Source organism: Pseudomonas sp. S3(2024) (assembly GCF_036861315.1).
Classification (GTDB): Bacteria; Pseudomonadota; Gammaproteobacteria; order Pseudomonadales; family Pseudomonadaceae; genus Aquipseudomonas; species Aquipseudomonas putida_A.
In genome coordinates, this window is sequence record NZ_JAZAQQ010000003.1 from 183,675 (window position 1) to 194,812 (window position 11,138).

Consider the following 11,138-nt stretch of genomic DNA (forward strand, 5'->3'; position numbering starts at 1 on the left):
TGCTCGCGATGACGGTGTATCAGTTAACAGCAATGTGGCTGATACACCGTCATCGCGAGCAGGCTCACTCCTACAGGTTTGTGTTTAGCGCAATGCGTAATCCAGCACGATCCCGACAAAAATCGCCAACCCGGCCCAGTGGTTGTGCAAAAACGCCTTGAAGCAACGCATGCGGTCGCGATCACGGGTGTACCAGAATTCCCACGCGTAGCATCCAGCGGCCACCAGCAGGCCGAGATGGAACCACACGCCCAGCTCGAACTTCGACCCGGCCAGCAACAGGCAGCCCAATGACAGCGCCTGTAACGTCAGGATGATCACCCGATCCGCCTCGCCGAACAGAATCGCCGTGGATTTCACGCCGATCTTCAGGTCGTCGTCACGATCGGTCATCGCGTAATAGGTGTCGTAACCCACCGTCCACAGCAGATTGGCGATCCACAGCAGCCATGCCGCCGCCGGCAACTCACCGGTTTCAGCGGTGAACGCCATCGGCATGCCCCATGAGAACGCCGCGCCCAGTACCACTTGCGGGTAATAGGTGTAGCGCTTCATGAACGGGTAGGTGAACGCCAGTGCCAGACCGCCCAGCGACAGCCAGATCGTCGGCGCATTGGTGCACAGCACCAGCAGGAAACTCACGCCCATCAGCAGCGCGAAGAACACCAGCGCCTCTTTCGAATTGATCTTGCCGCTGGCCAGCGGTCGTTGCGCGGTGCGTTTAACGTGGCCGTCGACCTTGCGATCGGCCCAGTCGTTGATCACACAGCCACCGGCGCGGGTCAGCACCACACCGAGGACGAAAATCACAATGTTGGCCAGCGACGGCGAGCCCTTACCGGCAATCCATAGCGCCCACAGGGTCGGCCACAGCAGCAAGTAAATGCCGATCGGCTTGTCCATGCGCGTCAGCTGAATGAAATCCCAGGCGCGCGGGTTCAAGCGGTTCAGGGACTTGAGCAGGCTCTGGTACATCAGCAGTTCTCCGGATGGGTGCGGGCGGCGCTCCACAGGGGCGGCAGGAAAATCTCCGCCACCAGTACGCTCAAGGCGCCACGGTCAAAGCGCGAGCGCCGGCCCCACAGCTCCGGGGCGCGGCAGGCTGGCGGCAGCCAGTCTTGCGGGTAGTGACAGACCTCGATGGCGCGGCGCTGGAAGGCGTGGTCGCAAAACAGCAGTTCGCCCAGCGAGCGGCTGCCCAGTTCGTCCATGTGCAGGCCGTCGCCTTGCAGGGCGGCGCGTGACGCCACGCTACGGGCGAACACCCAGGCCTCGCCGTGACCGCGCAGATACACCTCGCGCACCCAGCCTTCGCTGCCTTCGGCCAGATCCAGCGCCGCGCATTCGTCGCTGCGCAAAGTGTCCCAGCCTTCGAACAACGGTGTGACGCTGAAGCCGTCATTCGACAGCCGCGTCAGGCGGCGGGTCAGCGAGCCTTCGTCGAACAACCAGTTCAGGGTCAACGAATCGGGAAGGGGCGTCAGTCGGCTTTGAGTCAGCCAGAGCGGGGCCGGGCAGGCGTTTGAATGTTGCACAATGAGTCATTATTGGCCGCAAATGAGGCGGCGAGCTTAACATGGCGTGCTGCGAATTTGATGGATCCGGGGCGCCGTTGCGCCGAACAGGCTTGCATCTGCCCGGCACCCTCAGTACAAAACGCCCTGAGCCGGATGGCAGCGCAACCACCATCGACCATCCGCGCCGACAAAAGCCTGAATCCTGAGGAAGTACCTGAATGAAAAAGTGGCAATGCATCGTCTGCGGCCTGATCTACAACGAAGCTGACGGTTGGCCGGATGACGGCATCGCGCCGGGCACCCTGTGGCAGGACGTGCCGGAAGACTGGCTGTGCCCGGACTGCGGCGTGGGCAAGTCGGACTTCGAAATGATCGAAATCAACTGAGAAAAACCAGGGAGTAAGGCATGAACGCACCTGTCGTAATCGTCGGCACCGGGCTTGCGGGTTACAACCTGGCCCGGGAGTTTCGCAAACTCGATGGCGAAACCCCGCTGCTGCTGATTACCGCCGATGACGGGCGCTCTTACTCCAAGCCGATGCTCTCCACCGGTTTCGGCAAGAACAAGGACGCCGATGGCCTGAGCATGGCCGAACCCGGCGCCATGGCCGAGCAGTTGAAGGCCGAAGTGCGCACCCACACGCGCATCAGCGGCATCGACGCCGGCCACAAGCGCCTGTGGATCGGCGAGGAAGCGGTGTACTACCGCGACCTGATCCTCGCCTGGGGTGCGGAAACCGTGCGAGTGCCGATCGAAGGTGACGGTGCTGATCTGGTGTTCCCGATCAACGATCTCGAAGATTACGCGCGCTTTCGTGCAGCCGCTGCGGGCAAGCGCCGCGTATTGCTGCTAGGCGCCGGGCTGATCGGCTGTGAATTCGCCAACGACCTGATCCTCGGCGGCTACGAGGTGCAACTGGTGGCGCCGTGCGAGCAAGTGATGCCGATGCTGCTGCACCCGGCCGCTGCGGCCGCCGTGCAGGCCGGGCTGGAAAGCCTGGGCGCGCGTTTTCACCTCGGCCCGGTGCTGACTCGCCTGCAGAAGGTCGCTGACGGTCTGGAAGCGCATCTGTCCGACGGGCAGGTGATTGCCTGCGATGTGGTGGTGTCGGCCATCGGCCTGCGCCCGCGCATCGATCTGGCCGCGGCGGCCGGGGTGCAGGTCAATCGCGGTGTCGTAGTCGACCGGTATCTGAAGACGTCCCACGCCAATATTTACGCCCTGGGCGACTGTGCCGAGGTCGATGGGCTGAATTTGTTGTACGTGATGCCCCTCATGAGCTGTGCGCGTGCGCTGGCACAAACCCTGGCGGGCAATCCGACGGCCGTGAGTTACGGCCCGATGCCGATCACGGTGAAAACTCCGGTGTGCCCGTTGGTCGTTTCGCCACCGCCACGGGGCAGCGAAGGCGTCTGGACCGTCGAAGGGCAGGGCGCCGACATCAAGGCCCTGTGCCACAGTGCCGATGGTCAGTTGCTCGGCTATGCACTGACCGGTGCGGCGGTGATGGAAAAACTTGCTCTGAACAAACAGCTTCCGCCCCTGCTGGCGTAAATACCGGTCGTTCTGTCGGAATCACCCCGCTTTTGCCCCCACAAAGGTCGCGGGGAGACTGGCGCCGCCGGTATCCGCGTGCCATTCTCACTCCCGTCTGCCGCAGAGTAGAGCCTGCGGCGCCTTGGGCGCTGTTCCAACGAGAACAGCACGGACATAACAACAAAAAACCGTCAAAGGGGCTTCACTAATGCGTAAACCAGAACTCGCCGCTGCAATCGCTGAAAAAGCGGATCTGACCAAAGAACAGGCCAACCGCGTTCTCAACGCCGTCCTCGAAGAAATCACCGGCGCTCTGCACCGCAAGGACAGCGTCACGCTGGTGGGCTTCGGCACCTTCCTGCAACGTCACCGCGGCGCCCGCACCGGCAAGAACCCGCAAACCGGTGAGCCGGTGAAGATCAAGGCCAGCAACACCGTGGCATTCAAGCCAGGCAAGTCGTTGAAAGACAGCGTCAATCCTTAAATTGCGGCGAACTCCCTGAATGACGGGGAGTACCGCAATAAAAAATGGGCACACCGATTGCGGTCGGGTGCCCATTTTTTGTGGCTGCAAATGGCTTATTGACGCCGGAAGCAGGCCTTGCCGTTGCCGAAATCCACGGCCAGGCAATTCGGTTCGATCGCCAGTTGCAGATCCTGGAACAGGCCGGACAAATCGCTGTTCGACGCCGGTTTGGTTTCGCTCTTCAGCGTTACGGTGTTGTTCTGCACCTGCCAGGTGCCCTTGGCAAAGCCATCTGCGCTGCCATACGCCACGCCCGCGTCAAACGTGCCGTCCTTGCGCAGCAGCAGCTCGGCGCCCATCTCCATTGCACCAGTCAGATAGTAATGACCGTCCAGTGGCGGGGTGTCCGCTGACGCTTGAGTTGTTGGCAACCAAATAAGTGCTGCGAAAAATATGGCTTTCAATTCCATGAGGTAAAGCTCCTTGGCGGCTCCGGGCTCGGGAGCCGAATGAGATGCAGGCTTCGGACCGTGGCTCAACAGTCAGCCGGTCTGGTTGACATTGCCGGTCGAAAAGAATTTACCAAGGCAAGCTGGCAACGTGGGAAATAAAACGATGTAAGAATTATCCCTGACATTTGTCAGAGTATTTTCGGCGTGGAAGTGTTGCGTAAGTGGTGGAAATGACTGTTGGATCGCACTTCGATAATTATTGAGTTGGCACTGAAGTACAGCATTCACGAGATGAATAAAGTTTCAGAAAAATGAATTGCCATCAAATTGATGGCACTTTTTTTGTTGAGCGTTGTCGCCGCTGAATTGTTTGTAATTCCAGCGGGTTCTCGGAAAAATCCTACTTCTATTTTTTTCGAGAGTTGTCATGCTGGCCCCCGTGTAATAGGACGGATGTTCGACGCGATTCGCGCAGGCGGGATCGGGCCGCTCTGGATCAAGGGTTCTGAGGGCGCAGGGCAAATGTTCACAATATAAATCGCCATCAGGGATTCCCCTGCCACATATAGGGCGATCTCCTACACGGTCCAATGAACACTTCGTCTTGTTGTTTAACCAGATGCTTGCTAGTGGCCATCATAGTGATTACGATGCGCCCACTTGAAAGAGCACATCTCAATTGGATGAGTCGCTTCACTGCTCTTCGATACTGTCCCGCGCCGCGGCAACTCCAATAGGCGCATGACTGTAATCCTAATTAAAGGCCATGGATGTCCTACTCAAGCAAACTTTCCGCCCATTACCTCGAACTCGCAAAAGTCTCTGTTTCCAAAGAGAATTTCGCGGGCGAAGACGTTCGTTTTTCGAGCGAATTCGAGGCGCTGGAAAGCGAGCTGGCCAAAGCCTCGTCGATGCACGAAAGCGGGCAGATCGACTGGCTGAAAATCCGTGAAAACAGCGAAAATCTGCTGCGTACCCAATCCAAGGATTTACGCGTCGGCGCCTGGCTGACCTGGTCGTTGTACCAGCGTGAATCCTTCCCCGGGCTGCTGGCCGGCCTCGGTCTGCTGCACCATCTGTCGGAAAACCACTGGGCCGACGTTCACCCGCTCAAACCGCGCACCCGTGCCGCTGCCATCGGCTGGCTGGTGCCGCGCCTGGAGCAGGTGCTCACTGAAAACATCGCGATCAAGGAACAGCTGCCGATGTTCCGGCAACTGTCCGAGCATCTGGCCGGCCTCGATGCCGCATGCACCGAGCACTTGGGCGATGACGCACCGCTGCTGCTGCCGCTCTCGCGTCGCTTGAAAACCATGATCCAGCGTGCCGCCGACAATCAGCCGGCCCCCGGTGTGGTGGGTGCGGCGGTGGCGCAGGTCAAGCAGGCCGCGAGCCAGTTGCTGACCCCCGGCGCACCGATCGATAACGAAAAAGACGCCTACAAGGCTCTGCGCGCCCAGCAGGAAAGCGCGCGTCCGTTGTGTGCCTGGTGGCTCAAACAGAAAGCCACCGACCTGCGCGCCCTGCGCCTGAACCGCACTTTGCTCTGGCTGCCGATCGATGCGGTGCCCGAACGCAATGCCGAGCAGATCACCGTGCTGCGCGGGCTGCCGGTGGACAAACTCAAGCAGTATCAGGATCGCTTCGATCAGGGCAAATACGCCGACCTGCTGGTGGAACTGGAGGCGAGCCTGGCGAAGGCGCCGTTCTGGTTCGATGGCCAGAGGATGGTCTGGGAATGTCTCCAGAACCTCAACGCCGAGATGGCAATGCGCGAAGTGGAAATCCACTTCGCGCTTTTGGTTCAGCGCCTGCCCGGCATCATCGAATGTCGTTTCCATGACGGCGCGCCGTTTGCCGATCCGTCCACCCGGGCGTGGATCGCCGGCAATGTCATGCCGCACCTGCAGAGCGCCAGTGCGCCGCGCAAGGTCGAAACCGACGACGTCGAAACCCAGCCCGCCTGGGAAAAGGCCCTTCAGGACGTGCTGCCGCTGCTGCGCAAGGAAGGCCTGAAGCCTGCCGTGCAGACGCTCAAGCAAGGGCTGCAATCGGCTCACGGTGGACGCGAGCGGTTCTTCTGGCAGTTCGCCCTTGCCCGGCTGTGCTTCATGGCCAAGAAGTACGAACTGGCCAAGAACCAGCTCGAAACCCTCGATCAGACATTACAGGACTCAGGCCTGCACGCCTGGGAGCCCGATCTTGCATTGGAAGTGCTGCACCTGCTGCACAGTTGCTGCGAGTTGTTGCCGCAGAACCATGCAGTGCGTGAACGCAAGGAAGAGATTTATCGCAGGCTGTGCCACCTCGACCTCGAAGTGGTACTCGAATAGGCCCCAGGGCCACAACCGCAAGGAGAAAAGCCATGGCCAAAGAAGGCTCGGTAGCCCCCAAGGAACGCATCAACGTCACCTTCAAACCCGCCACCGGCGGTGCTCAGGAAGAGATTGAACTGCCGCTGAAGCTGCTGGCAATCGGTGACTACACCCACCGCAAGGACGATCGCAAAATCGAAGATCGCAAGCCGATCAGCATCGACAAGATGACCTTCGACGAAGTGTTGGCCAAGCAAGAGCTGGGTCTGACGCTGAGCGTGCCGAACCGTCTGCAGGAAGATGGCGAGGCCGACGAGCTGGCTGTGCAACTGCGCGTCAATTCGATGAAGGACTTCAACCCGGCCAGCCTGGTCGAGCAAGTGCCTGAGCTGAAAAAACTGATGGAACTGCGCGATGCGCTGGTGGCCCTCAAAGGCCCGCTGGGTAACGCACCTGCGTTCCGTAAAGCGATCGAAGGCGTGCTCGCCGACGACGAATCCCGCGGTCGCGTACTCGGTGAGCTGGGCCTGAACGCCGCAGCCCCGGACGCCTGAGACTCCAGCCAAGGAAGCCAACACAATGAGCACTAGCGCAGCACAAGAGAAGAGCGCCGAAAGCGGCGAGTACAGCATTCTCGACAGCATCATCGCCGAAACCCGTCTGACTCCGGACGACGAAGCCTACGACATCGCCAAGCGTGGCGTGTCGGCGTTCATCGAAGAACTGCTCAAGCCGCAGAACAACGGTGAGCCGGTCAAGAAGGCCATGGTTGACCGCATGATCGCCGAGATCGATGCCAAGCTCAGCCGTCAGATGGACGAAATCCTGCACCACCCGGACTTCCAGGCGCTGGAATCGTCGTGGCGTGGCCTGCAGTTGCTGGTCGACCGCACCAACTTCCGCGAAAACATCAAGATCGAAATCCTCAACGTCTCCAAAGAAGACCTGCTGGACGATTTCGAAGATTCGCCGGAAGTCATGCAGTCGGGCCTGTACAAGCACATCTACACCGCTGAATACGGCCAGTTCGGTGGTCAGCCGGTGGGCGCGATCATCGCCAACTACTTCATGTCCCCAAGCTCGCCGGACGTGAAACTGATGCAGTACGTGGCCAGCGTTTCCTGCATGTCTCACGCGCCGTTCATCGCCGCGGCCGGCCCGAAATTCTTCGGTCTGGAAAGCTTCACCGGCCTGCCGGATCTGAAAGATCTGAAAGACCACTTCGAAGGCCCGCAATTCGCCAAATGGCAGAGCTTCCGTACTTCGGAAGACTCCCGCTACGTTGGCCTGACCGTGCCGCGTTTCCTGCTGCGTAACCCGTACGATCCGGAAGAAAACCCGGTGAAATCGTTCGTGTACAAGGAAACCGTTGCCAACAGCCACGAGCACTACCTGTGGGGCAACACCGCGTTCGCGTTCGGCACCAAGCTGACCGACAGCTTCGCCAAATTCCGCTGGTGCCCGAACATCATCGGCCCACAGAGCGGTGGCGCGGTTGAAGATCTGCCGTTGCACCATTTCGAAAGCATGGGCGAAATCGAAACCAAGATCCCGACCGAGGTTCTGGTCTCCGACCGTCGTGAATACGAACTGGCCGAGGAAGGCTTCATCTCCCTGACCATGCGCAAAGGCTCCGACAACGCGGCGTTCTTCTCCGCCAGCTCGGTGCAGAAGCCGAAGTTCTTCGGCATCAGCGCAGAAGGCAAGGCGGCAGAGCTGAACTACAAGCTCGGCACCCAACTGCCGTACATGATGATCGTCAACCGCCTGGCTCACTACTTGAAAGTGCTGCAGCGCGAGCAACTCGGTTCGTGGAAAGAGCGTACCGACCTCGAGCTGGAACTGAACAAGTGGATCCGCCAGTACGTCGCCGACCAGGAAAACCCGAGCGCCGAAGTGCGTGGCCGTCGTCCGCTGCGTGCTGCGCAAGTGATCGTCAGCGACGTTGAAGGCGAGCCGGGCTGGTACCGCGTGAGCTTGAACGTGCGTCCGCACTTCAAGTACATGGGCGCCGATTTCACCCTGTCGCTGGTTGGCAAGCTGGACAAAGAGTAAGAGCGACTCATGGACGGATACGGCAGCCTGTTCGAGCGCCTCAACGGCGACGCGCAACTACGCAAGGGCAACAGCCTCGAGGCTTGTGCCATGGCGTCAGTGGCTGCCCATCTGGCCAAAATGCTCAGCACCCGGGCCGGCAGCGTGCAAACGCTGGCCGACTACGGGTTGCCCGATCTCAATGACATGCGTCTGAGCCTGCACGACTCCCTGAGTCAGGCCCGCCTGGCCATCGAAAACTTCATCGAAGCCTACGAGCCGCGCCTGAGCAACGTGCGTGTCATTTCCCTGCCGCGTGACCACGACCAGTTGCGGCTGGCCTTCAGCATCGAAGGCCTGCTGGAAGTCGAGGGTTTCAAGCGTCAGGTCAGTTTTTCCGCGCGCCTGGATGGCAGCGGTCAAGTGAAGGTCACCTAAGGAGATTCCCGATGTCTGGCAAACCCGCAGCACGCGTATCCGACCCCACCGCTTGCCCACTCCCAGGCCACGGCACCAACCCGATCGCCGCCGGTTCCGGCGACGTGTTCTTCGACGGCCTCGCGGCCGCCCGCCAAGGCGATGCCTCGGCGTGTGGTGGTGCGTTGGTTGGTGATCTGGCGACCACTGTTTTGATCAATGGCAAACCTGCCGCCACCGTAGGTTCAGTCGGGGCCCATGGCAACAAGGTCACTGCCGGCTCCGGGACGGTGATTATCGGTAATTCGCATTCGCCGGCGCCGTTTGTGCCGCCGTTACCGGTGGAGATCAAATGGCCGTTTAACGAGCACTACGTCATCAATTGTCAGGACTCCGGGAAGCCCCTGGCGGGAGTGGCATACAGTTTCAAAACCGCCTCGGGGAAAGTTATCAGTGGCGTCACGGGAGCCGACGGGAAGACGCAAAAAATCTCGTCCTCTGTAGCGGAGTCCTATGAGTTGATTATTGAACAGCAATCAGAAGTCGTAATTGGATAAAAGGGTTTTGTTATGGCGGATACGAAAATAGCATCAAGTCTGACGCCGGCCAGTAACCAAACTGGTAAGTCTGCAGCTGTCCGTCAATTCAAAATCACAGATATACCTGATGCGATGGATAAGATGAAGTGGCCAGTTGCTGCGAAGCTGATGCGCCATTGGTTTGATGGCAAGCCGTGGCCAACTGCCGATGGTGCGATGAGTAAAGAGGTCAAAGACCATATTGCTCTTGCTGACATCGCCTACGTAAATGACACCATCGTAAAAATGGCCTGGTTGGAAAAGTTTGAACCTGCGAAAGCTGTCATTGAAGAGCTTAAGTCAGTCTGGGATAATCCTGCAGGCCGCAATAATATAAGCAAGAAGATTAAAGATAAGTATCTTGGCTCGGCGCCGGGTGTCTATCCTTTTAAGTTTGCGAGCGCCAGGAAGGTTGAAGAGTTTGGATACAGTAATAATCGAGCAGTTAAATTCGGTCTAATAGAGAAGACTGATGAATTGCGAGCTGCGCTGGCAAACTTTAACGTCCGCGTATTTCCAGAAGGAAAGCTGGTTATTTCCGTAGACAGCATTCAACTGTTTGTAGAGCGAATTGGGTTTTACGCTGAGGATGCCTATGACTTCAATGACGCACCGGAAGACAATTTCAGTCAGCCATTAGGGTTCTGGAACTTCGATGGTATAGCCAACCCGGCCTATGCGGCCACTGCAAATGCCGGTGCGGCGCAGATGAAGTCAGACATCGCTTCAAATCCCTATATCAGTGCAGAAGATTCTCAGGCGATGTTTCGGGAAATAGAGGACTCGCGTTATTTCTATATTACGAATTCTCATTTTATAAAATATCGGACGGAATTTAAAAAAGGCGGTGATTTCCAGGTTTTGTCTGATGTTCAATATCAGAATGTTCCCGTGACAGTTATAAATGTTTGGAATAAATGATGCGCATTTTTTGCTCATATACAATCGCTGTCGAAGTGGGTGTGGCGAAAGAATGACTACGCTTAAAAAGAAATGGCTAGTGCCTATCAGTTTGCTCTTGGCGTTGATTGCATTGATCGTTTATTGCGTAAGCGCAATGCTAGGGTATCCTGCAAGTACAACTACAGCTAGCCCCTCGGGTCGCTACACAATTGAGAATGTGCGTGTCGGCAGGATCTTCATGCTTGGCGGTATGGCGTATTTAAGAGTTGTCGACTCAAAAGAGCCAGGAAAGGTATATCGAACCCCGTTGTATGATACTCAGTCATTGGATATGCGCACGTTCGAAGATGATACTGAAGTTGGAATTACTTGGATCGCCTTCGAAAAGAAAGATAAGGCTTTTATAATCTCCATGCCGCAATGGGAAGAAAATTGGCTAAATATTTTCATCAGTAATACACCCTACGAGATTCTGGAAAATTGATAGAAGTATGAACAGCTACGTTCGTCTCACCCTATGCTTATTAATCCACGCCCTCGGATGCGTGGCTTATGCATTTTTGAATGACGCGGTTGTGCATGCTTACAGGCTTTTTAACGGCGGATTTACCTCCCATGGTGTCGCCATCGGCATTGCGAGTTACGCACTGTTTTACATTTTTCTGGGCGTCAACCTGATCGTTGCGCTGATTCCAGGTCTGGTCGCCAAGCTGGCCATCCTTTTTCTGATGGTGGGCTTCATCCTGCTCTGGATGCTACCCGACAACCCGTTAAGAGCCCTGTTTTACGGCGTAGCTCAAGGCTGCGTCACGTTGCTGGCGATCCTCACCACTCAAGTCATCGAGTTGCGTTGGGCTTTGCGAAACATCGCAGGTCGCATTCAGCCAAGTCAGCCTGCAGGTGCAATCCAATGACCAGG

14 protein-coding genes are annotated in these 11,138 nt (G+C 57.7%); 11 read left to right on the forward strand and 3 right to left on the reverse strand.

What is annotated here, in order from left to right; translation table 11 throughout:
- Positions 1–84: 84 nt before the first annotated feature.
- Positions 85–975 carry a 4-hydroxybenzoate octaprenyltransferase gene (gene ubiA / locus VLA07_RS10000; RefSeq protein ID WP_333989166.1) on the reverse strand — a complete coding sequence of 297 codons (891 nt, stop codon included), beginning with the start codon at positions 973–975 and terminating at the stop codon, positions 85–87.
- Positions 975–1,535 (reverse strand): chorismate--pyruvate lyase family protein, encoded by a 561-nt coding sequence (locus VLA07_RS10005; protein ID WP_333989167.1) that lies wholly within the window; start codon positions 1,533–1,535, stop codon positions 975–977. The genes ubiA and VLA07_RS10005 overlap by 1 nt, the downstream gene beginning before the upstream one ends.
- A 200-nt stretch (positions 1,536–1,735) precedes the next feature.
- On the opposite strand from VLA07_RS10005, the gene VLA07_RS10010 reads away from it, so the two are divergent.
- The 3 genes from VLA07_RS10010 to VLA07_RS10020 all read left to right on the forward strand — a co-directional run bounded on the left by VLA07_RS10010 (position 1,736) and on the right by VLA07_RS10020 (position 3,538).
- Positions 1,736–1,903 (forward strand): rubredoxin, encoded by a 168-nt coding sequence (locus VLA07_RS10010; RefSeq protein WP_003229600.1) that lies wholly within the window; start codon positions 1,736–1,738, stop codon positions 1,901–1,903.
- A 20-nt stretch (positions 1,904–1,923) separates the two neighbouring features.
- Positions 1,924–3,072, forward strand: a complete 1,149-nt coding sequence (locus tag VLA07_RS10015) for an NAD(P)/FAD-dependent oxidoreductase (protein ID WP_027610377.1) — start codon at positions 1,924–1,926, stop codon at positions 3,070–3,072.
- A gap of 190 nt (positions 3,073–3,262) precedes the next feature.
- A complete protein-coding gene (locus tag VLA07_RS10020; protein WP_003213368.1) occupies positions 3,263–3,538 on the forward strand; it encodes an HU family DNA-binding protein in 276 nt (91 codons plus the stop codon).
- A gap of 95 nt (positions 3,539–3,633) precedes the next feature.
- Here VLA07_RS10020 and VLA07_RS10025 read toward each other — a convergent pair whose 3' ends face one another.
- Complete coding sequence (locus VLA07_RS10025) at positions 3,634–3,951, reverse strand: hypothetical protein (RefSeq protein ID WP_333989168.1); 318 nt, start codon at positions 3,949–3,951, stop codon at positions 3,634–3,636.
- Positions 3,952–4,742: 791 nt separating this feature from the next.
- Here VLA07_RS10025 and tssA point away from each other — a divergent pair.
- From tssA to VLA07_RS10065, 8 genes are read left to right on the forward strand one after another with little or no spacing between them, the layout of a single operon-like run.
- Positions 4,743–6,305: a type VI secretion system protein TssA gene (gene tssA, locus VLA07_RS10030; protein WP_103368526.1), complete on the forward strand. Its 1,563-nt coding sequence runs from the start codon at positions 4,743–4,745 to the stop codon at positions 6,303–6,305.
- Positions 6,306–6,337: 32 nt separating this feature from the next.
- Positions 6,338–6,841: a type VI secretion system contractile sheath small subunit gene (tssB, locus tag VLA07_RS10035; RefSeq protein ID WP_003229587.1), complete on the forward strand. Its 504-nt coding sequence runs from the start codon at positions 6,338–6,340 to the stop codon at positions 6,839–6,841.
- A 25-nt stretch (positions 6,842–6,866) separates the two neighbouring features.
- Positions 6,867–8,342 (forward strand): type VI secretion system contractile sheath large subunit, encoded by a 1,476-nt coding sequence (gene tssC / locus VLA07_RS10040; protein WP_003229584.1) that lies wholly within the window; start codon positions 6,867–6,869, stop codon positions 8,340–8,342.
- A gap of 9 nt (positions 8,343–8,351) precedes the next feature.
- Complete coding sequence (tssE, locus tag VLA07_RS10045; protein ID WP_007920274.1) at positions 8,352–8,759, forward strand: type VI secretion system baseplate subunit TssE; 408 nt, start codon at positions 8,352–8,354, stop codon at positions 8,757–8,759.
- Between the two features lie 11 nt (positions 8,760–8,770).
- The gene (locus VLA07_RS10050) at positions 8,771–9,295 is read left to right on the forward strand and encodes a PAAR domain-containing protein (protein WP_247267166.1); all 525 of its coding nucleotides are present in this window, start codon (positions 8,771–8,773) and stop codon (positions 9,293–9,295) included.
- A gap of 12 nt (positions 9,296–9,307) precedes the next feature.
- Positions 9,308–10,237 carry a DUF6402 family protein gene (locus tag VLA07_RS10055; protein WP_333989171.1) on the forward strand — a complete coding sequence of 310 codons (930 nt, stop codon included), beginning with the start codon at positions 9,308–9,310 and terminating at the stop codon, positions 10,235–10,237.
- Positions 10,238–10,289: 52 nt separating this feature from the next.
- Entirely contained in the window at positions 10,290–10,703 is a 414-nt protein-coding gene (locus VLA07_RS10060) for a hypothetical protein (RefSeq protein WP_333989172.1), read from the forward strand.
- Between the two features lie 7 nt (positions 10,704–10,710).
- Positions 10,711–11,133, forward strand: coding sequence for a hypothetical protein (locus VLA07_RS10065; RefSeq protein WP_115988605.1), 423 nt, complete (start codon positions 10,711–10,713; stop codon positions 11,131–11,133).
- The last annotated feature ends 5 nt before the right edge of the window (positions 11,134–11,138 follow it).